General features: G+C 59.8%; 24 protein-coding genes and 1 tRNA gene. 7 read left to right on the top strand and 18 right to left on the bottom strand.

The features are described 5' to 3' along the window. Positions 1-38 precede the first annotated feature (38 nt). The 3 genes from HT737_RS22760 to rnd form a co-directional block, all read right to left on the bottom strand. On the bottom strand, positions 39-971 hold the full coding sequence (locus HT737_RS22760) for a D-2-hydroxyacid dehydrogenase (RefSeq protein ID WP_041070342.1): 933 nt from the start codon (positions 969-971) through the stop codon (positions 39-41). Between the two features lie 118 nt (positions 972-1,089). Next, the gene (locus tag HT737_RS22755) at positions 1,090-1,383 is read right to left on the bottom strand and encodes a YcgL domain-containing protein (RefSeq protein ID WP_003222599.1); all 294 of its coding nucleotides are present in this window, start codon (positions 1,381-1,383) and stop codon (positions 1,090-1,092) included. After that, positions 1,380-2,513 (bottom strand): ribonuclease D, encoded by a 1,134-nt coding sequence (rnd, locus tag HT737_RS22750; protein WP_047292306.1) that lies wholly within the window; start codon positions 2,511-2,513, stop codon positions 1,380-1,382. The genes HT737_RS22755 and rnd overlap by 4 nt, the downstream gene beginning before the upstream one ends. 339 nt (positions 2,514-2,852) lie before the next feature. Here rnd and HT737_RS22745 point away from each other — a divergent pair, with 339 nt between their 5' ends. Both HT737_RS22745 and HT737_RS22740 read left to right on the top strand, forming a co-directional pair. Next, entirely contained in the window at positions 2,853-4,034 is a 1,182-nt protein-coding gene (locus tag HT737_RS22745; protein WP_182404051.1) for a cyanate transporter, read from the top strand. A 200-nt stretch (positions 4,035-4,234) separates the two neighbouring features. Next, complete coding sequence (locus HT737_RS22740) at positions 4,235-5,170, top strand: LysR family transcriptional regulator (RefSeq protein WP_047292301.1); 936 nt, start codon at positions 4,235-4,237, stop codon at positions 5,168-5,170. A 3-nt stretch (positions 5,171-5,173) separates the two neighbouring features. On the opposite strand, the gene HT737_RS22735 is transcribed toward HT737_RS22740, so the two are convergent. The 6 genes from HT737_RS22735 to HT737_RS22710 form a co-directional block, all read right to left on the bottom strand. Continuing rightward, complete coding sequence (locus tag HT737_RS22735) at positions 5,174-5,539, bottom strand: 5-carboxymethyl-2-hydroxymuconate Delta-isomerase (RefSeq protein ID WP_041070350.1); 366 nt, start codon at positions 5,537-5,539, stop codon at positions 5,174-5,176. Positions 5,540-5,709: 170 nt separating this feature from the next. Beyond that, the gene (locus tag HT737_RS22730; protein ID WP_041070352.1) at positions 5,710-6,630 is read right to left on the bottom strand and encodes a LysR substrate-binding domain-containing protein; all 921 of its coding nucleotides are present in this window, start codon (positions 6,628-6,630) and stop codon (positions 5,710-5,712) included. Between the two features lie 88 nt (positions 6,631-6,718). Further along, positions 6,719-8,803 (bottom strand): DUF6311 domain-containing protein, encoded by a 2,085-nt coding sequence (locus HT737_RS22725; protein WP_182404050.1) that lies wholly within the window; start codon positions 8,801-8,803, stop codon positions 6,719-6,721. Next, positions 8,800-9,186 (bottom strand): GtrA family protein, encoded by a 387-nt coding sequence (locus HT737_RS22720; RefSeq protein WP_095667243.1) that lies wholly within the window; start codon positions 9,184-9,186, stop codon positions 8,800-8,802. Before HT737_RS22720 ends, HT737_RS22725 begins: the two co-directional genes overlap by 4 nt. Next, entirely contained in the window at positions 9,183-9,893 is a 711-nt protein-coding gene (locus HT737_RS22715; RefSeq protein WP_182404049.1) for a bifunctional 2-polyprenyl-6-hydroxyphenol methylase/3-demethylubiquinol 3-O-methyltransferase UbiG, read from the bottom strand. Before HT737_RS22715 ends, HT737_RS22720 begins: the two co-directional genes overlap by 4 nt. A 3-nt stretch (positions 9,894-9,896) precedes the next feature. Continuing rightward, on the bottom strand, positions 9,897-10,862 hold the full coding sequence (locus tag HT737_RS22710; RefSeq protein ID WP_182404048.1) for a glycosyltransferase family 2 protein: 966 nt from the start codon (positions 10,860-10,862) through the stop codon (positions 9,897-9,899). 277 nt (positions 10,863-11,139) lie between these two features. Between HT737_RS22710 and HT737_RS22705 the strand changes: the two genes are divergently transcribed. Together HT737_RS22705 and HT737_RS22700 are read left to right on the top strand one after the other, a co-directional pair. Continuing rightward, a complete protein-coding gene (locus tag HT737_RS22705; RefSeq protein ID WP_182404047.1) occupies positions 11,140-11,331 on the top strand; it encodes a DUF1508 domain-containing protein in 192 nt (63 codons plus the stop codon). Between the two features lie 154 nt (positions 11,332-11,485). After that, entirely contained in the window at positions 11,486-11,692 is a 207-nt protein-coding gene (locus tag HT737_RS22700) for a hypothetical protein (protein WP_027614505.1), read from the top strand. A gap of 82 nt (positions 11,693-11,774) precedes the next feature. Here the strand turns inward: HT737_RS22700 and HT737_RS22695 are convergent. From HT737_RS22695 to dapA, 5 genes are all read right to left on the bottom strand, one after another. Further along, positions 11,775-11,864, bottom strand: a tRNA-Ser gene (locus HT737_RS22695). Positions 11,865-11,948: 84 nt separating this feature from the next. Next, a complete protein-coding gene (purC, locus tag HT737_RS22690; RefSeq protein ID WP_007963288.1) occupies positions 11,949-12,662 on the bottom strand; it encodes a phosphoribosylaminoimidazolesuccinocarboxamide synthase in 714 nt (237 codons plus the stop codon). 28 nt (positions 12,663-12,690) lie between these two features. Beyond that, positions 12,691-13,452: an MBL fold metallo-hydrolase gene (locus HT737_RS22685; protein WP_102354439.1), complete on the bottom strand. Its 762-nt coding sequence runs from the start codon at positions 13,450-13,452 to the stop codon at positions 12,691-12,693. Between the two features lie 4 nt (positions 13,453-13,456). Then, entirely contained in the window at positions 13,457-14,572 is a 1,116-nt protein-coding gene (bamC, locus tag HT737_RS22680; RefSeq protein ID WP_041070366.1) for an outer membrane protein assembly factor BamC, read from the bottom strand. A 17-nt stretch (positions 14,573-14,589) separates the two neighbouring features. Then, on the bottom strand, positions 14,590-15,468 hold the full coding sequence (dapA, locus tag HT737_RS22675) for a 4-hydroxy-tetrahydrodipicolinate synthase (protein ID WP_047292292.1): 879 nt from the start codon (positions 15,466-15,468) through the stop codon (positions 14,590-14,592). Between the two features lie 325 nt (positions 15,469-15,793). Here dapA and HT737_RS22670 point away from each other — a divergent pair, with 325 nt between their 5' ends. Then, a complete protein-coding gene (locus HT737_RS22670; RefSeq protein ID WP_047292291.1) occupies positions 15,794-16,354 on the top strand; it encodes a glycine cleavage system protein R in 561 nt (186 codons plus the stop codon). A gap of 10 nt (positions 16,355-16,364) precedes the next feature. Beyond that, positions 16,365-16,838, top strand: coding sequence for a peroxiredoxin (locus HT737_RS22665; RefSeq protein ID WP_182404046.1), 474 nt, complete (start codon positions 16,365-16,367; stop codon positions 16,836-16,838). 86 nt (positions 16,839-16,924) lie between these two features. Here the strand turns inward: HT737_RS22665 and HT737_RS22660 are convergent, their stop codons facing one another. Together HT737_RS22660 and HT737_RS22655 are read right to left on the bottom strand one after the other, a co-directional pair. Continuing rightward, entirely contained in the window at positions 16,925-17,995 is a 1,071-nt protein-coding gene (locus tag HT737_RS22660; RefSeq protein ID WP_182404045.1) for an AI-2E family transporter, read from the bottom strand. Positions 17,996-18,029: 34 nt separating this feature from the next. Then, the gene (locus HT737_RS22655; RefSeq protein ID WP_047292289.1) at positions 18,030-18,269 is read right to left on the bottom strand and encodes a sulfurtransferase TusA family protein; all 240 of its coding nucleotides are present in this window, start codon (positions 18,267-18,269) and stop codon (positions 18,030-18,032) included. A 98-nt stretch (positions 18,270-18,367) separates the two neighbouring features. Between HT737_RS22655 and HT737_RS22650 the strand changes: the two genes are divergently transcribed. After that, positions 18,368-19,801, top strand: a complete 1,434-nt coding sequence (locus tag HT737_RS22650) for a M48 family metalloprotease (RefSeq protein ID WP_121184194.1) — start codon at positions 18,368-18,370, stop codon at positions 19,799-19,801. A gap of 81 nt (positions 19,802-19,882) precedes the next feature. Here the strand turns inward: HT737_RS22650 and HT737_RS22645 are convergent, their stop codons facing one another. Both HT737_RS22645 and HT737_RS22640 read right to left on the bottom strand, forming a co-directional pair. Continuing rightward, entirely contained in the window at positions 19,883-21,313 is a 1,431-nt protein-coding gene (locus HT737_RS22645; RefSeq protein WP_047292288.1) for a DegQ family serine endoprotease, read from the bottom strand. A gap of 210 nt (positions 21,314-21,523) precedes the next feature. Beyond that, positions 21,524-22,004 (bottom strand): MucB/RseB C-terminal domain-containing protein (locus HT737_RS22640; RefSeq protein ID WP_182404044.1); only part of this gene is annotated, 481 nt, incomplete at its 5' end.

Below are 22,004 nucleotides of genomic sequence, written 5' to 3'. Positions count from 1 at the left end.
GTAGGAGCTGCCGAAGGCTGCGATCTTTTGATTACACCTCAGTAACCGCGGTTGAAGTCCACTTCTCCGCGCAACGCTTCTCCCGCCTGATACGCCTTCAGGTTCTCGACGAACAACTGCACCATCAACGCCGGCGACGTCGGCGCCGAGCTGTGTCCAGTCAGCAGCAGGCCCCAGGCAGTCCAGAACGGATGGCGCTGCGGCAACGGCTCCTGACGGCAAACGTCGATCACCGCACCGGCCAGATGCCCTTCCTTCAAGGCTTCGACCAGATCGGCATCCACCACCGCCACGCCGCGTCCGACGTTGATGAACAACCCGGTCGGCTTGAATTGCTTGAACAGCGCCGCATCGTAGATATCGTGGGTGTGCGCGGTGTTCGGCAGCAGGTTGACCACGTAATCGACCGCGCCCACCAGCCGTGGCAGATCGGCCATCGAACCGACTTCGATGAACGGCGCCTGCTCACGCGCACTGCTGGCAATGCCGTACAACTCGACGCCAAACGGCAGCAGGAACTGCGCCACGCTCTGACCAATATCGCCGGTCCCGACGATCAGCACCTTGCGCCCGACCAGACTCTGGCCGGTGCGGTTATCCCACTTGCGCTCGACCTGGCTCACGAGGCGCGCGAGCACTTCCCGTTCGTGACCGAGCATGTAGGTCAGTACGTATTCGGCCATCACCTGACCGAAGATTCCCACTGCGCGGGTCAGGCGGTAATCGCGGCGCAGACCATCAGCGAGCAGCGGCGTGATGCCGGCCCAGGTCGATTGCAGCCATTGCGGCTGGTGGCCCTGACGCAGCAGGGTCGCCAACAGGTCCGGCTGCCCCAGCCACACCGGGCAATCGGCAGCCTGACGCGCCAGTTCGGCAGAGTCGCCACTGGTCAGGACTTCAAGTTCGGGGGCCATCTGGCGCAGCAGCCGGGCGTACACCGCGTGGTCGTGTTCAGCAATCAGAACGCGCATCTTCAAACCTTTCGCAAACCGTGCAGGCAACCGCCGAAAGAGCGGTGCTCCTTCGTGGCGGTCGTCGCCGTAAAATCAGTTCCAGGGTGGCAAGAGGCCCAGAACAGGGCCTCGCAGATCAGACCGGGTCGTTGCGTCGCAGCAACTCTTCGGGCAGGTGTTCGATGTACTCGTCCTCGGCCGGTGGCATCTGCAGGTGATAGCCCTGCTTGTCGAGGTTTTCCAGAACCACGGTGATGTCCTCGCGCGCCAGTGTGCGCTCGGGGGTCAGTACCAGGTCAAAGGAATGCTTCGCCTTGCCGAAGGCCGCCATCAGCGCCTCGGGCACGCGCTCAAGCGCATCGCTCTTGAGCACATAAAGATACATCCCGGGTTTCTTCGAACTTTGGTAAATGGAGCAAATACGTTTCAAGGCTGTTCTCCGGCGGTGGCCAGGCTGTCGAGCAGCTTCTGGCCCATGAGTTCGCGGCGCCAGCCACGCAGCGACTCAGGCAATTGATAAGGGCCCTCGGGGAAGCCGCTTTTGACCAGCGCTTCGAGGGTTTTCTTGCGCAGCATCAGTTCCGGCGCGATGCCCAGACGCTCGGCCTCGACCTGACCGAGGGCGCGCAGTTGCTTGATCAGCGCCGCCGCTTCGACCGGCAATGGCTCCGGCACCGCCGGCGGCCATTGATCAGGCCCCACACTGCCAGAGCGCTTGATCAGATCAAGCAGAAACTGGCCGTCCTGACGCACGGTACGCGGGTGCATGTCTTCGATCTTGCCCAACGCCGCAAGGTTGTCCGGTTGCGTGCGGGCCAGCGGCCACAGCGAGTGCTCACGGACGATGCGGTTGCGCGGCAGATCACGGGCACGGGCTTCTTTTTCACGCCAGGCGCACAGTTCACGCAGCACCGCCAGTTGCGCGCGGGACAGTTTCCACGCCAGCTTGGCTTCGCGATAGACCTCGTACGGGTCGGTTTCACGGCGCAGGTTAGCCACCAGTTCGGCGCCGTCCTCCAGCACCCAGGCGAATTTGTCGTCAGACAGTTTCGGCCGCAGCTGTACGAAAACTTCCGCCAGATGCACTGCATCTTCGGCGGCGTAGCTGATCTGCGTGTCGGACAGCGGACGCTGCAACCAGTCGGAACGGGTCTCGCCCTTCGGCAGCTCGATACCGAGTACCTCCTGCACCAGCCGCGAATAACCCATCGAGAACCCGAGGTTCAGATAGGCCGCGGCCAATTGAGTGTCGAACAGCGGCGCCGGCAAGCTGCCAGTCAGACGCAACAGCACTTCGAGGTCTTCGCTGCAGGCGTGCAAGACTTTGAGCACCGCCGGGTTTTCCAGCAGCGCCGCCAGCGGTTGCCAGGCGTCGATGGTCAGCGGATCAATCAGGCAGGCGCGTTTGCCGTCACCGACCTGCAGCAAACCGGCAATCGGGTAGAAGGTGTCGACCCGCATGAATTCGGTGTCGAGGGCAACGAACGGCAGTTGCTGCCACTCGGCGCAAAGCTGCGCGAGGCTTTCGTTGTCGCGAATCCAGTGAATATCGATGGCCACACGGCTCTCCCTTGAAGAATGGCGCGCAGTATATATCGCCGCCGGCGTTTTACGCGCCTGCGCAGGACCAGAGCTGTAACGAAATATCCTGCCAGAGATAAAGAATAGTCTGACAGCGAGATCAACAAGATGAATCCGAACCTCACCCTGTAGGAGCTGCCGCCGGTTGCGATCTTTTTGATTTTGTTTTTCAAGATCAAGATCAAAAGATCGCACCCTGCGGCAGCGCCTACACGGGGAGAGTGATATTTAGTTTTTAAATAGTACCGGGGAAATCTGATTTGCCGGTAAGTGCGCCGCACCGCCTAATCAGCAGCCTCCGCAATCCAGAGTCTGCCGATGGAAAACGTCCGCACCACCACTCGCCCTGCTGTCTGGCTGATGTTCGGGATCATTCTCGTCGCGCTGAATCTGCGCCCGTCCATGGCCGCCGTCGGTCCCTTGCTGTCGGCCATACGCGGCGACATTGCACTGAGTTTCAGCCTGGCTTCGCTGCTGACCATGCTGCCGGTGATGGCGATGGGACTGGCGATGTTTTTTGGTATTGGCATCAGTCGACGTTTGGGCGAGCAACGCGCGGTGATCCTGTCGCTGCTGATTATCGGGCTGGCGACGCTGTCGCGGCTGTGGCTCGATTCGGCGCCGCCGTTAATTGGCAGCGCGGTGCTGGCGGGGATTGGCATTGCCTTGATTCAAGCCTTGATGCCGGTGCTGATCAAGTCACGCTTCCCCGACCATGTGGCGCTGTGCATGGGCCTGTATGTCACGTCGATCATGGGCGGCGCCGCCCTGGCCGCCTCGTTGTCGCCGCTGGTGCTGGTGCAGTCCGGCAGTTGGCGTACCGGGCTGGCGATCTGGGCGGCACTTTCTTTGCTCGCGTTGCTGGTCTGGTGGACGCAGTCGCCCTCGTCATCCATCCAGAACACAGCTGCAGGAAAAGAATCCTTCGCGCGTAATACCCGTGCCTGGCTGCTTGCCATCTTTTTCGGCCTCGGCACGGCGTCCTACACCTGCGTACTCGCCTGGCTGGCGCCGTACTACGTGGAACAAGGCTGGAGCGAACAGGATGCCGGGCTACTGTTGGGTTTTCTGACCGCCATGGAGGTGATCTCCGGACTGCTGACGCCAGCTATCGCCAACCGCAGCCGCGATCGTCGCGCGGTCCTCGCAGCTTTACTGCTGCTGATCATCGCAGGCTTCTGCGGGTTGATCCTCAGCCCGCAACACCTCAGCCTGCTGTGGCCGTGCCTGTTGGGGCTGGGCATTGGCGGCTTGTTTCCGATGAGCCTGATCGTCTCGCTCGATCACCTCGACAACCCGCAGCGCGCCGGCGGCCTGACCGCATTCGTGCAAGGTATCGGCTACTTGATCGCCGGGCTTTCGCCGCTGCTGGCCGGAATGATCCGCGACCGGCTCGGCAGCTTCGAATGGGCCTGGTGGTCGCTGACTGCGGTAATGGTGGTGATGTTGCTGATCGTGCTGCGTTTCGACCCTCGGCAATACGCCCGACACATCCGCTGAAGCCAGATACCATCGCCGGGGTAGAGGCTTCTTGCCATCTTTTTGCGGTTTATCTGGCGACGTCGTGTTGCTAAAACTTTCTGTCCCACAACTGACATTGAATCGTCCTACAAGGCTTTGTCCTGGCACCATCGTTCCGTTACGATCATGCGCACACGTTTGCGCGGATTCAGCGCAAGGAGCACAGCGAGACGGAACGGATGCTGAACAGTAACTTGCTTCGAAAGCTCGACATGCAGGACCTCATGGTGTTTATCGCCGTGTATGAGCAAAGCAGCGTCACGGATGTCTCGGAGACGCTGTGCGTCAGCCAGTCCACTGTCAGCTACTGCCTGAAAAAATTGCGCACCAGTTTCGAAGACGATCTGTTCATCAACACCCGCACAGGCATGCGCCCCACCTACAAGGCCGGCACCATGTACGGCCATGTGCAGAAAATTCTCGAAAGCATCAACCTGTGCCATGCCGGTGCCCCGGCCTTCGACCCGACCCACCAAGCGAAAACCTTCAACATCTGCGCGCCGGAATACTTCGAGCAACTGGTGTTGCCACGCCTGTTGAAGCGTTTCGACTTCGACGATTTACCGGTGGTGGTCAACATGCACAAGTTCGAGACCGACGTACCCGCCGACGAACTGCGCGAAGGCAGCCTCGATCTGGTCATCTGTTTCGGCCCCAACTTCCACCGCAGCCACACCGACCTCAAGTCGCGAATGCTGCTGGAAGACGATCTGGTCTGCGTCTTCGACAAACGCGCCACGCCGCTGGAACCGCGCCTGAGCCTGCAGGCCTTCACCGAGCGGCGCCATGTGTTCCCGACACCGTGGACGTCCAGCACCAACATGGTCGATGGCTGGCTGGCCCGTCAGGCGCAGAAACGGCAGATCGTCGCCCGTTCCAACAGCTACAGCGCGGCCCTGAAAATGATCACCGGCACCGACTTCATCCTCACCCTGCCCCGGCGCATCCAGCGTCTGCTGACCAACGACGCGGTGTTCAATCACTGCGAAGCGCCGAACGGCCTGCCGGGGTTCACCCTCGACATGCAATGGAGCCAGAACGCCGATCAGGACAGCGCCAACGTCTGGCTGCGCGAGCAGGTCATCAAGGTCTGCAATGAGCTGGAAGCGGCCTGAGTCCTACACGCCGATGGCGGTCTTGGTGTAGGAATCGCGGTCGATATCGAGCAACTCCACACAGAGCTGCACTTCAACCCCGGCCGGCCACTCGCACAGATCCTGCAACACCGCCAACAGACTTTCCGAGAGCTGCTTCTTGATTTGCGGCGAACGACCGCTGAGCAGCGCCAGCTTCACGTGGACAAAGGCGCGTTCGCCCATGCCGGTGCCCACCTTGAAAGTCTCGACCTTCACCGCCCGGCTCTTGATATCGAACTCCGCCGCGAACTGACCGGAACCCACCAGCGTGTTGTTGAGCCGGATCAACGCCACATCCGCGTTCAATTGCGGCAGGTTGGCGGTGTATTCCATGTGCAGATGTGGCATGGGGTGCTCCAGTCAGTCGGCAGAAAGGTCGTACATATACCACAGCATTGCCCTGCTCCCGTGCGGGTTTTTGCCTGCTCGCGATGAGGACATCTCAGTCAAATCAATATTGTCTGATACTGCGCTTTCGCGAGCAGGCTCGCTCCCACAAGGGAGATTTGTGGTGGAATTCAGGGCGCGGTCAGTGGCCGTTCGCTCATGAATGCCTCAAGCCGCGAACGCAGCCAGCGTTCGGCCGGATCGCTGTCGACATGGCTGAGCCAGACCATCGACAGATCCAGCATCGGGGTCTTGAACGGGAACGGTTCTTTGAACAATCGACCAGAAGCCGCCATGGCTTCGGCGGTGTAGTCCGGCAGGCTGGCGATCAGGTCGGTACCGGCGAGCAACGCCGGCAGCGCACTGTATTGCGGCACCGACAACACCACATGCCGGGTGCGACCGATTTCCGCCAGCCACTCATCGGCATAGCCGCTGATGTTGGCCGTGTGCGACACCAGTACGTGTGGGCGTGAACAGTATTCGTCGAGGGTCAGCGGCGAATCCGAGGCGTCGGCACGCAGGATGCTCGGCTGGATATGCCGCAGCAGCTTGCGTTTGGCATTGGCCGGCAAGCCACGGGTCTGGCTGATGCCGACGGTAATGTCGCCGGCCGCCAGCAGATCGGGTATGCGCCAGTAGTCGACGTGTTGCACCACGAACACCACGCTCGGTGCCTCCTGGCGCAATGCCCGCAACAGCGGCGGCAACAGGCCGAACTCGACATCATCGGACAGGCCGATCCGGAACGTCATGTTGCTCACCGCGGGGTCGAAGTCGTGGGTCAGGCTCAGCGCCACCGACAGCGAGTCGAGCGCCGGCGACAGATACCTGAACAACTCTTCGGCGCGGGCGGTCGGTTCCATGCGATGGCCGACGCGGATGAACAGCGGGTCATTGAACATCGCGCGCAAGCGATTGAGGGCCGAGCTGATGGTCGGCTGGCCGAGAAACAGCTTCTCTGCCGCCCGGGTGACGTTGCGTTCGAGCATCAAGGTCTCGAACACCACCATCAGGTTGATGTCGGCCTTGCGTAATTCATTTCGATTCATCCATTGCCCCCGATCCCCAGACTGCTGGCAGTGTATGAAGTCCTTGGGATCGGCGTCTATCAGACGATTGGCGGTTTGTTCGACAATTTCACTGCACCGTCAGGGTTTGCAATCCCAGCCCCATGACTCGCGCATCGTCATTGAAACCGAGTTTTTTCGGACTGACCGCATCTGGCAGATGCAGCTGGACATTCAGATACTCCTCGGCGACCTGCGCCGCGCTGAGCGGAATTTCCAGCCGATTGCCCTGCACCTGGGTCAGACGCGTCGACAGCGCCTCGACGCCATTGATGCTGACGATCACCCGCTGACTGAGGTTCGGCGGCATGGCAAACGCCAGCGCCTCAATCACCAGCGCATGCGACCCGGGGGCCACGCGCAGCAGCAGTTGCGCATCCTGTCCGTCACTCCAGGTGCCCCAGGCTTCCGGTGTGGACCAGCCTTTGACCAGTTGCCGAGTGCTGCGGTTGAACGTCTGCACCAGCCCCGGCTGGCTCAAGGGTATCGCCGACAGCGCACGCCCCTGATCGACCATCGCCAGACAGTCATTACAGTGTTTCCAGCCCGGGGCCAGCACGACAAAGTCGTCGACGCGGGTTAACAGATCGGTTTCGCTGTGGATGCTCTTGACCGCCAACTCCAGCGCGTCGTCATCGAGGATGTACAGCGAATCGCTGTCGTACTGGCCGCTGGCGAGTTGGCTTTGCGTCGTGAGCAACAGCTTGTCCAGCGCCTTGGGGCTCGTACGCCCCAGGTAAGCCGCGTCGGTTTCCAGCCCATGGGTGGCGGCGAAATCGGCAATCGCCTGCCATTGGTCCGGTTGATTTTTCGGCATCACGGCACGGGTGCTCTTGTAGTGCGCCGCCGCACTGGCCCAGAACGGATCATGCATCGGGCTGGCCCAGGCCGACGCTTCGGGCAGCATTTTCGCTGCTCTCAAACCTGCCCAGGCAATCCGGGTGTCGGTGACTTGCACCATTAACGCCAGCGCCAGCAGCCCCATGGCGACTCGCGTTCGATAGCCGCGCACCACCAGATAAGTCAGCAATATCACGATGGCGTAAAACACCGGCCAGAACATCCGACCCGAGGCACGAAAAATACTCGCTGCACGCAGCACGAACTCTGGCAGCGGATAGCTGAACGTCTGCAGGCCGAATCCGATCTGGTTCGACAGCGCGAACAGCGTTAATCCGATCAACGCCAACAACAAGAACGGGCGACTGCACAACAAAGCCTTCAACGAGATACCACTTTTGTACCAGCCGATAGCGGCCAGCGGCAGCAGCAACAGGACACCCAACCCCAGGTAGTTGAAACCTTCGTAATCGCCTGCGCCCTTGGGAATGCCCGGCAAGACAAATGACCAACCGTCTGGATCCACCAGCGACAACAAGTTCATTCGATAAAAGCCGAAACCGCCGCCCGCCGCGCCATCGGTAATACTGAAATAACCCGCCTGCCAGCAGCACACGCTCACCAGCGCGAACAAGCCGCCCAGCTCGATAAAGACCTGACGGCGCGTCAGCTTGCCAGCCCACAACTTGCCAAACAGATCCGCGACCCAGATCAGCGCCACCATGCCCAACAGGTAAGCGTGAACCAATGCCGTCACGGCGAGCAATGCTGCCCACGCCAAACGTCGGCGCTCGAGTGCCGGGTGGAGTGCCAGATACAACGCCGCGAGAATCAGGAAGTGCCCGACCAGCGAAAGATGTCCACCGGTACGCAGAAACATCGGCGGCGAAAACACCAGGAGCCCTGTGCCGAGCAGGCGCAACACGGGGTTGTCGGTGATCAAGCCGAGCAGCTTCCAGGCAAACCAGGCCTGCAGAACGAAACACAGCAACAACCACATGCCGAAGTACTGGAATGTTTCCGGCAGCCACGCACCGAACGGCTTGAACAGCAACGCCAGCAGCGGATTGGAATCGGAAAAAATGATCGCACTGCCCAACTCCATTCCATAGGACGGATTCAGCCCGAGCGGAAAGGACCATGGAGAATGGCGGAAGAACACCCAGCCCAGGTAATGCGTCGCCGGGTCGCCGTCCTTGAGCCAGGCAATGTTTTGCGGATCAAGGGCACGCGGGCCGATTACCAGAAAAAACGCCAGCGCTCCCAGCAGGAGCGGCAACAGCGCCAAGGCCGGATGCTTGTTCAAGCCTTTCATCGATACGTCCAGAAATTGTGCAGCACAAAGGTGAACGCCGGAATGATCAGTGCCACGGCACCGATGCCCAGCAAATAGTGCAGTCCAGCCAATTGCGCTGCCCACGCAACGAACATCGCCAGCAAGAACCCGCCGAAGGACACCAGCATGAACCGCACCAATGTTCTGCCATGCAGCCGCGCGGAGAAACTCCAGGTGGTGTTGATCACGTAGGACACCACCGTCGCCACAGCGAATGCCACACCGTTGGCCAACGGCGGTTGCGGGGCCACGAAGTTGATGAACAGCACCGCCACCAGCGCATGCAGCGCGGTGACGAACAGCCCGGTCACGGCAAAGCGCAAACCGCGCTGGATCAACGCCGATCGGTCGGCTGAAGTCACGGTTTGCACGCCAGCACAAACACGCTCAGACCAGCCAGACGGTTCATCCGCATCAGCGGCAGTTCAAGGCGGCAGAGGGTCTTGAGCACGCCGTTGACCAACGGATGATGACGCTTGAGTTGAGACTGCGGCGCGGCGGCCTGCGGGCCTTGGGGCAGCAAACGCAAGACCGCCGCGATCGGAAACACCGCGCCGAAATAGTAGGCACCGCGCTGCACAGTCAAGCCGGCGTCACGGGCCAGGGCTTCAAACTGCGCCAGGGTGTAGCGGCGTTTGTGTTCGAGGAAATCGTCATGCCCGCTCCACAGAAACTGGAACGCCGGCACGGTCATCAGGAAACGACTGCCGGACGGCACTTTATCGACGTAAGCCTTGAGCAGGTCGAGGTCGTCGTCGACATGCTCCAGCACGTCCATCAGCAGCACCAGGTCCGCGTCGACGGCTTCGATATCGCGACGATAATGCACCGGTTTGCCGGCAGTGCTTGCATCAGAATCGGCGGGGTAGCTGATATCGACGCACCACGCCTCCTGCGCCGAGGTTTGGGTCAACAGATGATGCGAAAAAAAACCCGATCCGGCGCCCACGTCGAGAATCCGCGTGATCGGTGCCTCACCGAGCAGACGACGCGTTGCCGCCGCTTTAGAGCAGTAATACCAATGCTCGCCGATGCTGTCGCCGAGGATGTCGGTTTCCTTGAGATCCATGTATCAGTCCTTGGGGTCATAGACGCGACGCACCAGAAAAACCGGCCGGCGTTTGGATTCGATGTAAGTGCGCCCCAGGTACTCGCCGAGTACGCCGATGCCGATCAACTGCAGGCCACCGAGGAACGTCACGGCTACCATCAGCGAGGCATAACCGGGCATGTCGACGCCGTGGATCAGTGTGCGCACCACAATAAAAATGGCGAAGGCAAACGATACCAGCGAGACCACCGCGCCGATGTAAGTCCAGATTCGCAGCGGTTCGGTACTGAAACTGGTGATGCCCTCCAGGGCGAAATTCCACAGTCGCCAGCCGTTGAACTTGCTCTGCCCTGCCACGCGCTCGGGCCGCTCGTAATCCACATGGGTGGTGCGAAACCCCACCCAGGCAAACAGGCCCTTCATGAAGCGCCGGGACTCGGGCAAGGTCAGCAAGGCGTCGACCACGCAACGGTCCATCAGACGGAAATCACCGACGTTTTCCGGCAGCGGTTGCTCGGCGATTTTGTTGTGCAGGCGATAGAACCAGTGCGCCGAAGTCTGCTTGGCCCAAGTGTCGCTGCGGCGGCTGATGCGGTGACCGAGCACCACTTCATAGCCTTCGCGCCAGCGCTCGATCATTTGCAGAATGATTTCGGGCGGGTCCTGCAGGTCGGCATCGATGGGGACAATGATTTGCCCGGTGGCGATCTGCAGGCCAGCGGACAAGGCGGCCTCTTTGCCGAAGTTACGGCTCAGATCGACGATACGCAGCCGCGAATCGTGCCGCTGACGTTCCAGCAGCCCCTCAAGCGTGGCATCGGTACTGCCGTCATTGACGAACACCAGTTCCAGAGCAATCGAGGTCTGGTGCCGGAAGACTTCATCAATGCGCCGAATGAACGCGTCGAGACTGTCCTCCTCGTTAAAAACCGGGACAACCAGCGATAACGTGACCCGTGTGGCCTGTGCTGTTCCATGCTCAGTCAAAGGAATGCTCTTTTTATAGTGTTTGTCGGTCGTCGAAACATTTTCAACGCCATGAGCCGTCCCGTATTAAGCAGTAGCGCCGTTAGCCTTGCAAGGCGCAATTGGCGACATTCCGGCCAATCCAGACGCCATTGCGCACGCTCTAGTCCGCACTCCTCAGAAACATCTGCCAACGATTGGAAACAAATGCCCGATAGCGAAAAAAAACTCGCTCCGCTAGGCTTGCGTCGATGCGACACACAGGTTGTCGCAAACACCATCGCAAGGAGCGAACTGAATGTATTTCGAGATCTACAGGCAATCCCGAGGCACCGCGAGCACCGACAAAGGCCAATGGCGCTGGCGGCTGCGGGCGGGAAACCACGAGACGGTTGCCAGTGGCGAGTCCTATGTGAACAAGGCTGACTGTTTACACGTGATCGAGTTGATCAAGGGTGTGCAGAGCGATACGCCGGTGAAGGAGATCTGACTCCGCGATTGGCAGAGCGCCACGTCCTACAGCCTCTTCCTTTTTTGCCTGAAGCGCTGGCGAAGCACTTCCGCGCCCCTACGCTCTCCAGCGTGTGGGGCGATCCAGCCCTGTTACGCCATTTGACGTTCAACTCAAAAAAAGGAGCCGCACCATGGCTAGAGACAAAGCGAAAGACGACAAGCACTTCAATTGCACCCAAACACACGAAGCCGACTACGTCGCCAGCCTCTATCCGCACGCCAAGGACGAAGTGAAGACCTTCCTGGCCTCGGCTTGCAAGGACAACACCCTGCGTAACTCGACACACAAGGAAGTGTATGACTTGATCAAGCAGAAGCTGGGGCATCCGCAGCCGTGAGGAGCTGAGGCGGGGTCTCTAAAACCTGCAGAAACAAAAAAAGCCCCGTAGCTCTTCAGCTACGGGGCTTTTTTCTGTGTAATGGCGGAGAGATAGGGATTCGAACCCTAGGTACCGGTGAAGGTACAACGGATTTCGAATCCGTCCCATTCGGCCACTCTGGCATCTCTCCAACGGCGCGCATCATAACAACACTTCTGCCGAAAGCAAACCCTCTTTCGAAAATTTTCTCCGTGCTATCAGATGCTTGCGTCGATTAAAGCGGTACACCCAGACGATTGGCGACTTCTTCGTAAGCTTCGATGACGTCACCGAGGCCCTGGCGGAAGCGGTCTTTGTCCATCTTCTTCTTGGTGTCCTTGTCCCACAGACGGCAGCCGTCCGGGCTGAACTCGTCGCCCAGGACGATAGAACCGTCGCTGAACACGCCGAACTCAAGCTTGAAGTCCACCAGCAAGAGGCCTGCGTCGTCGAACAGTTTGCTCAGGACTTCGTTGACCTTCAGCGACAGTTCTTTCATGCGCGCCAGTTGCTCGGCGGTGCCCCAGCCGAATGCCACGACGTGGGATTCGTTGATGAACGGGTCGCCCTTGGCGTCGTCCTTCAGGAACAGTTCGAAGGTATACGGGTTGAGCTTCATGCCCTCTTCGACGCCCAGACGTTTTACCAGGCTGCCGGCAGCGTAGTTACGCACGACGCACTCGACCGGGATCATGTCCAGCTTCTTCACCAGGCACTCGTTGTCGCCCAGCAGCTTGTCGAATTGGGTCGGGATGCCGGCCGCTTCGAGTTTTTGCATGATGAAGGCGTTGAACTTGTTGTTCACCATGCCTTTGCGGTCGAGCTGCTCGATGCGCTTGCCGTCGAACGCCGAGGTGTCGTTGCGAAACAGCAGGATCAAGCGGTCAGCGTCATCGGTCTTGTAAACCGATTTGGCTTTGCCGCGGTAGAGTTCTTCACGTTTTTCCATGATGGGCTCCGCTTGCTAAGTAGATGGGCTAGGCGATATGGCGCCAGTCGAGCCCTGAATCTTGATCGGCCAGTTGCAGCCAGTCCGGGTCGCACCCGAGGGTGTCGACAAAACATTGCCGGGCCAGCTGCGGCAGGTTGTTCTTGCTGCTCAGGTGGGCGAGAACCAGATGCTGCAAGCCCTGCCACCCCAACTCGGCCACCAGGAATGCCGCCTGATGGTTGTTCAAATGTCCCAGCTCGCCGCCCACCCGCTGCTTGAGAAAGTACGGGTAATGACCACGTGCCAGCATGTCGCGGCAATGGTTGGACTCGATCATCAATGCATCGAGATCCCGATAACCGTCCAGCACCCGTTCGCAGTAGGAACCCAGGTCGGTCAGCAGGCCGAAGCGCCGCTGCTCGTTGTCACTGAATACATACTGAGTCGGCTCTTGCGCATCATGGGCCACGGCAATGACCCCGATGTTCAGTGCGCCGATCTGCAACTGCTCGCCGCCGGCGAGAAAGCCTGCGGGTTCGATCGGTTTGCGCATCCCGCGCAGTGTGCCGCGACTGAGGTAGACCGGCAGATTGTAGCGCCGAGACAGCAAACCCACGCCATGCACGTGGTCGGCATGTTCGTGGGTTACGAGTATCGCGCTCAGTTGCGCCGGATTCACACCCAGGCGCAACAGACGTTTTTCGGTTTCCCGCAGGGAAAAACCACAATCCACCAGCACATACGTATCAGCGCTGGCGATCAGCGTGCCGTTCCCTTGGCTACCGCTGCCGAGAACGGCAAAGCGCATGTGATCAACCCAGGTTGTCCTGAATCACACTCAACACTTTGCGGGCCACATCGGCCGGCGCAACGGTGTTGATGTTCTTCTCGACGGTTACCTGAACGTTTTCACCGACCTTGCTCAGGCGCACCTGATAACGCTCGGCGCGGGCTTCAACTTCTTCCTTGGTCGGCGCACTGCCGAACAGGCTGCTGAAGAAACCAGGCTTCTCGTCCTTCTTCTCGGCTTTTTCGGCCAGGTTGATGTAATACAGACCCAGGCTGCGGTTGATGTCCTCAACTCGCCATTGACCTTGCTCCAACGCACGACCGACGCTCGACCAGGCACGATCCAGATCCGGACCGACGTTCAACACCGGGTTGCCGCTGCCGTCTTCGCTGAGGCTGACACGGCTTGGGGTATCGAAATCACGCGAAGCCAGCATCGACACCGAACCACCCTTCTCGGATGTCCGGCTCATGCTCGCCAGCATGTCGTCGACCAGCGCTGCGTCCAGGCCAGTGTTGACCGAACGGTTGGTGAAATCGACGTCAGCGGTGCTGCCGGCAGGACGCTCGGCGCTGACCACGTAGATTTCACTGGTGTTGCGCTGCACGCCTGGCTCGATGCGCACCCGCACGCGGGTTTCGCTGTCGGCGCCGACACCCGCTGCGCTCAGGCGCTTGGCCATGGCGGCGGACAGCTCGTCGGAATGCTGCCAGGTGGTGGTGAATTCACCGGTTTGCGGACGCTGTTCATCCAGACGGAAACCGTTGTCCTGGAAGAACTGCACCGCCACTGGCCAGACTTCGGCCGGTGGGTGCTGGGCCACGACCCAACGCGAGTCACCGCTCTTCTGCAGCGAGTAGTCGGTTGCATCGGCAATCGCCGTCAGCGGTTGTGGACGCGGTACCACGTATTCGCCCTTGGCAGTGTCATCGGCCACGTTGCGCGGGATCGGCAACAGTGGATCCAGACGCTTGGAGGTGCTGACATTCGGTGGCAATTGCATCGGTGCAGTCTGTTGCGCTTCCAGGTAATCGCTACCACGGTCACGGAAATAACCTTCCGGGCCCCAGACCCATCCGCAGCCACTGGTGCTGGAGATAATCAAGGCAAGTGCGGAAAGTCCGGCCATTCGCTTCATGCGTTGTACTTCCTCAATTAAACCAGGACGCTGCACTGGCGCAGGGCCGTGCGAAGCGTTTCATGACAAGGAGCGCTCAGCCAGGTCAGCGGCAGGCGGATGCCTTCGTGCATCAGGCCCATTTCAACCAAAGCCCACTTCACCGGAATCGGGTTGGCTTCGATGAACAGGTCCTTGTGCAGCGGCATCAGTTTTTCATTGATTGCCCGTGCGGTATCGGCGTCGCCTTTCAACGCGGCCTCGCACAGGTCAGCCATTTCGCGCGGGGCGACGTTGGCTGTTACGGAGATATTGCCTTTGCCACCCAGCAGGATCAGCTCGACCGCGGTCGGATCATCGCCGGACAGCACGATGAAGTCCTTGCTCACGCCGTCGATGATGGCTTTGGCGCGTTTCAGGTCACCGGTGGCTTCCTTGATGCCGATGATGTTCGGCACGGTGGACAGGCGAATCACCGTCTCGGCCTGCATGTCGCAGGAGGTGCGGCCGGGAACGTTGTAGAGAATCTGTGGAATGTCGACGGCTTCGGCAATGTGCTTGAAGTGCTGGTACAGGCCTTCCTGGGTCGGTTTGTTGTAGTACGGAACTACCAGCAGGCAGGCGTCGGCGCCGGCTTCCTTGGCATTGCGGGTCAGCTCGACGGCTTCGCGGGTCGAGTTGGCGCCGGTACCGGCGATCACCGGAATGCGCCCGGCTACCTGTTTGACCACGGCTTTGATGACGGCGATGTGTTCTTCTACATCAAGGGTCGCCGACTCGCCGGTAGTACCGACCGCGACGATGGCATGGGTGCCGTTCTTGAGATGGAAGTCCACGAGTTTGCTGAGGCTGTCCCAGTCAAGACGCCCTTGTGCATCCATGGGAGTGACCAGTGCCACCATACTGCCCGCAATCATGAAACCGCTCCTGCCGGAAAAAGAGAGCGGTAATGGTACTGGCGCCAAGATGCTTGCACAAGCGAAGTACTGCGCCGCCATTCCCCTTGGCGTCGGTTTTCGCTACCCTTCAGACTTTGATCGGTACAGATCAGCTTGTACGCCGGGTACCAGCCTCCCCTTTCGGCCTCCCAGGCCCCGTTCCAGGGTCGCAGTTGCACGTTCCGCCTTTATTGGAGCGAATTGCGAGCCAGGTTCCGAGGCTTTCTGAACGGGCACGCGCAGACGCATCCCGACGGCCAACGCCCATCGACCTACCGACCGCTCATCGCTTTAGGAATGCTGCATGTCCACCCCCACAGTTCGCGAACAATTCCTTGTCATCAGTGCCCTTGGCGCCAACCCCATGGAGCTGACTAACGTCCTGTGCCGCGCCAGCCATGAAAATCGCTGCGCCGTCGTCACGTCCCGCCTTACCCGCCACGGCGAGTGCAGTGCCCTGGTGCTGGAAGTTTCCGGTAGCTGGGACGCGCTGGCCCGCCTTGAAGGCAGCCTGCCGACCCTGGCCAAGCGCCACGCCTTCACCGTCAACGTGGTACGCAGTGCGGCGCTGGAAAATCGCCCGCAAGCACTGCCTTATGTAGCTTATGTCAGCTCGGCGTATCGCCCGGACATCATCAATGAGCTGTGCCAGTTTTTCATGGACCACAACGTCGAGCTGGAAAACCTGACCTGCGACACCTATCAGGCGCCGCAGACCGGCGGCACCATGCTCAACGCCACGTTCACCGTAACGCTGCCGGCCGGCACCCAGATCAGTTGGCTGCGCGACCAGTTCCTGGACTTCGCCGACGCAATGAACCTGGACGCGCTGATCGAACCTTGGCGCCCCCAAAACCCAATGTAAGGAAGCTTTCATGGCCGTTGTCATCGACCAACCGGTTGCGGATTTCGAAGCACCTGCCACCAGCGGGCAGACCATCAGCCTGTCTGTCTTGAAGGGCAAGCAAGTGGTGATCTACTTCTATCCGAAGGACAGCACCCCGGGCTGCACCACCGAAGGCCAGGGCTTTCGTGACCAGTATGCGGCGTTTCAGGCTGCCAACACGGAGATCTTCGGTATTTCCCGCGACAGCCTGAAGTCCCACGAGAACTTCAAGTGCAAGCAGGAGTTTCCGTTCGAGCTGATCAGCGACAAGGACGAAGCGGTCTGCCAGCTGTTCGACGTGATCAAGTTGAAGAAGCTGTACGGCAAGGAATACCTGGGCGTCGATCGCAGCACGTTTCTGATCGACAAAAACGGTGTGCTGCGTCAGGAATGGCGCGGCGTGAAAGTGCCGGGGCATGTGGATGCGGTGCTGGCTGCGGCTCAGGATCTGAATAAAGCCTGAAGATCAAAAGATCGCAGCCTGCGGCAGCTCCTACATTGGAATGTGTTTCCCTGTAGGAGCTGCCGCAGGCTGCGATCTTTTGGCTTTTATAGTAACGGAGCCACCACAGGCTCCTTGCGCGGCCATGCATCCAGCACGGCCTTGAACAGCGTCGCCAGCGGAATCGCAAAGAACACGCCCCAGAAGCCCCACAACCCGCCAAACAACAGCACCGCGCAGATGATGGCCACGGGGTGCAGGTTGACCGCCTCGGAAAACAGCAAAGGCACCAGCACGTTGCCATCCAGCGTCTGAATGATTCCGTAGACCGCCATCAGATAAATGAACTGATCGCTCCAGCCCCATTGGAATAGCGCGATCAGCAGCACCGGTACGGTCACCACCACCGCACCGACGTACGGCACGACCACCGACACCCCGACCAGCAACGCCAGCAGCGCCGCATAGTTAAGGCCGAGTGCGACGAAGGCGATGTAGGTCACGCCGCCGCAGATCACGATTTCGATGACCTTGCCACGAATGTAGTTGGCAATCTGCCGGTTCATCTCCTGCGCGACCCGGGTGATCAGCGTCCGCTCGCGAGGCAGATAGCCGCGCACCCACTCGCCGATCATGGCCCGATCCTTGAGAAAGAAAAACACCAGGATCGGCACCAGCACCAGATAGATCATGATATTGACCAGCAGCGGCAGGCTCGACAGTGAAAAGGTCAGCGCCCACTGCCCGAATTTGCCGATTTCACCACGCGCGGCTTCGATGGCCTGCAGCACCTGCTCATCGGAGACCAGGTGCGGATAGCGCTCGGGCAGCAACAGCAGCAGCGACTGCCATTTGGCGAGCATGCCCGGCAGTTCGTTGAACAACGTGATCAACTGATGCCAGAGCAGCGGCAACACCACCACGATAAACACCAGCAATACGCCCATGAACAGCGCAAACACCAGGCCCACCGCCGCCGCACCAGGCACGCGCATACGCTCAAGAGCAAGCACCAGCCCCTGCATCAGGTACGCCAGCACCATCCCCGCCAGTACCGGCGCGAGCATGCCACCGAGCGTGAGCACTGCGGTGAAGGCGAGAAACAGCAGCACTGCCAGCACCACCGCTTCTTCGTCGGAAAAGTAGCGCTGAATCCAGTCGCGTAACACTTTGAACATCAATAATCCCTAGGTCTTTTACGCGGGGGGGGGGTCAGGCTTTTTTCAACCAGTAACGATAAACGCCTGCTTCGTCTTCTTCGCGCAGCAGCGTATGACCGGCCAAACGGGCAAAGGTGCGGAAGTCGCGCTGCGAGCCCGCGTCCGTGGCGATTACCTTGAGTATGGCGCCGCTGGGCAGCTTGTTGAGCTCCATTTTGGCCTTGAGCAACGGCAACGGGCAATTCAGGCCACTGGCGTCCAGTTCACAATCATGGGCTACAGCGTCAGTCATTGCGTCACTCCGGTTCAGATGGTCGAGCGGCCTAGAATATCTGGTCGCGGGCCCGGTGTCCGGCTACAGTAAGGTCTTTGTCTTCTAAGGCTTTGTGCATGACATTTCTGCGCCCTACCCTGTTGACGCTCGCTTGCCTGCTCGCCTCACCGGGCTTTGCCGACGATCTGCCGTCACTTGGCGACGCCAGTTCTGCCATTGTCTCACCGCAACAGGAATATCAGCTGGGCCGCGCCTGGCTGGCGATGTTGCGCAGTCAGGTTGCACAACTCAACGATCCGCAACTCAAGGACTACGTCGAGTCCAGCGTCTACAAGCTGGTGGAAACCAGCCAGGTAACTGACCGCCGCCTGGAATTCATCCTGATCAACAGCCCGCAACTCAACGCCTTCGCGGCGCCAGGTGGCGTGGTCGGGGTCAACGGCGGGCTGTTCCTCAATGCGCAGACCGAAGGCGAATATGCCTCGGTACTGGCTCACGAACTGGCTCACTTGTCGCAACGTCACTTTGCTCGCGGCGTCGAAGCTTCGCAACGGATGCAGGTACCGATGATGGCGGCGCTGCTGGCTGGCATCGTGATTGCCGCTGCCGGTGGTGGTGATGCCGGGATCGCGACCATTGCCGGCAGTCAAGCAGCAGCCATTCAATCGCAACGTACCTTCTCGCGCCAGAACGAACAGGAAGCCGACCGTATTGGCATCCTCAACCTGGAAAAGGCCGGATACGACCCGCGCTCGATGCCGACCATGTTCGAACGCCTGATGCGCCAGTACCGCTTCGACGCCAAGCCGCCGGAATTTCTGCTGACTCACCCGGTAACCGAGTCGCGTATCGCTGACACCCGTAACCGCGCAGAACAAGCGCCAGCCGGCGGCATTGAAGACAGCATGCGCTATCAGTTGATCCGCGCCCGCGTTCAGCTGATCTACGAAGAAACACCGGGACTGGGGGCCAAGCGCTTCCGCGCACAACTGGACGAGAACCCGAAGAATGACGTGGCGCGCTATGGCCTGGCAATCGCCCAGGTCAAGGGTGGTCAGCTCAATGAAGCGCGGGAGAACCTCAAGCAATTGCTGGCCAAGTCGCCCAACGAGATCATCTACAACCTCGCGCAGATCGACCTGGACATCACCAACAACCGCCTGCCGGACGCGCAAACCCGGGTTGACCGGATGCTCACGCAATACCCGGGCAATTACCCGCTGAATCAGGTTCGTGTCGATCTGTTGCTGAAACAGAATCGCACCGCCGACGCGGAAAAAGCCCTCGACAGCTTGCTCAAATCTCGTCCGAACGATCCGGACGTGTGGTATCAGGTCGCTGAAACTCGTGGCCTGTCCGGCAATATCATCGGCCTGCATCAGGCTCGCGCCGAATACTTTGCGCTGGTGGGGGACTATCGTCAGGCGATCCAGCAGCTCGATTTTGCCAAACGCAAGGCGGGCAGCAACTTCCCGCTGTCCTCGCGAATCGATGCGCGCCAGCGTGAACTGATGGAGCAGGAACGCATGATCAAGGACATGATGGGCTAAGTGTTCATCAGCGACATAAAAGTTTCAGGCATAAAAAAAACCGCCTCTTTCGAGGCGGTTTCTTATTTCACTGCAACCTGATTATTCAGCCAGTTTGAAGGTGATGAAACTCGCGCGACCTTCGCGCAGAACGCGCATCGAAACTGAACGGTTCTTCGGCAGCGCCTTGGCGATCTCGCCGAACTCTTTGGTAGAGCCAATGGCCTGGTTGTTCAGGTGCGTGATCACGTCACCCGGCTGCAAACCGATCAGCGCCGCAGGACCATCCTGAACCTCCTTGATCACCACACCGCCCTTGAGGTCGTAGGTTTTCTTCTGCTCAGCGGTCAGTTCCGCCACCGAAACGCCGAGGCGATTGCTGCTGCTTTCCGCACCGGACTTCGGCAGTGCTGCCAGCTCTTTGTCCTCATCAGGAATCGCGCCGACAGTCAGCTCGACATTCTTGCGCTTGCCGTCACGAATCACTTCGAGGTTGGCTTTGGCGCCCGCTTTCAGCGCACCGACCAGGTGTGGCAGGTCGGCGGACATGACGATCGGCTGACCGTTCATGCTCAGGATCACGTCGCCCACTTGCAAGCCACCCTTGGCAGCCGGACCGTCATCCTGAATCTGCGCAACCAGCGCTCCGGCCGGCTTATCAAGACCGAACGATTCAGCCAGATCCTTGTTTACTTCCTGAATAACCACGCCCAGCCAGCCGCGGCTGACCTTGCCACCGCTTTTCAGCTGATTGGAAACGTCCATCGCCACGTCGATCGGGATGGCGAACGACACGCCCATGAAGCCACCGGAACGGGTGTAGATCTGCGAGTTGATCCCGACCACTTCACCGTTCAGGTTGAACAGCGGGCCACCGGAGTTACCCGGGTTGATCGGCACGTCGGTCTGGATGAATGGCACGTAGTTTTCGTTCGGCAGGCTACGGCCAACGGCGCTGACAATGCCTTGGGTCACGGTGTGGTCAAAGCCGAACGGCGACCCGATCGCCACCACCCACTGACCGGCTTTCAGGTCCTGAGACTTGCCGAGTTTGAGCACCGGCAGATCCTTGCCGTCGATTTTCAGCAGGGCCACGTCGGAGCGCGGATCGGTGCCGATCAGCTTGGCTTTCATTTCACTGCGATCTGCCAGACGCACGAGGATTTCGTCGGCATCGGCAATCACATGGTTGTTGGTCAGGATGTAGCCATCCGAAGAAATGATGAAGCCCGAACCCAGCGATTGTGCTTCACGCTGACGGTCGCCGCGCGGCGAACGCTGCTGAGGCGGCATGCCACGCTCGAAGAACTCGCGCAACATCGGCGGCAAGCCTTCCAGGTCAGGCATCTGCTGGTTCACCTTGCGATCCGGCAGTTTCTGCGTGGTACTGATGTTCACCACCGCAGGCGAGGCCTGTTCAACCAGTTGGGTGAAGTCAGGCAAGTCGGCCGCCTGGACAGCGGGGACAGCCTGACCCAGCACCAGCACGGTGGCGAAAATGGAGAGATAAGACTTCAAGCTAAGTATCGACATACAGCTCCCGTTACGACGAGCAGGGTTAAGCGATATGGAGCAAGGAACACCGGGAACCGCGGGCCGGTATTTTTGTTCCGGGAACAACAGACAAGGCCAGAGCCGTGAGGCTCTGACCTATAAAAAACTTTCGGGTGATTTGCAAATGAAAATGCTGAGCAAACATTTCATCTACGTCTCGACGAAGAGGTGGAAATGACTGAAATCAGCTCACTGCTTGCTGGTTGCAGCGCCATCATTGCGCATCGACAAAGCAATGCGTTCAGCTGTGCCAATTGGAATTTCTCCGACCACCGTGACCATCATCTCACCCTCGGGCGTGGTGAGGCGGCGAGAAACGGCAACAGTCGGCCCCAACTGCGTGCGGGTGTCAGTCACTGTCGCACCGTTGAGTGGCTCCAGGAACACCGAGAAACGCGCCAGACCGTCGTCATACATCAGGCTGTTGACCTGAGTCTTGGTTTCCGGATCTTTGTGCGAGGTACTGCTGGTCAGCACGAACCCCGGAGGCAGCCAGTCCGAATGCCAGACCTGAGCCGTCTTCACCGCAGACGCTTTGTCACTGTCCAAGGTGATGGCCTTGCAATCGGTGCCCGCCTGCAAATCTTTATCCGACGGGACATCAGCGGTATCAAGGCTGGTGAACTGGAAACGCTCGAGCAACTGCCCCTTGTCATTGAGCAGCAGTGAC

It is taken from the genome of Pseudomonas sp. MD195_PC81_125, assembly GCF_014060985.1.
Lineage (GTDB): Bacteria > Pseudomonadota > Gammaproteobacteria > Pseudomonadales > Pseudomonadaceae > Aquipseudomonas > Aquipseudomonas parakoreensis.
This window is presented reverse-complemented; position numbering and strand designations above follow the sequence as displayed.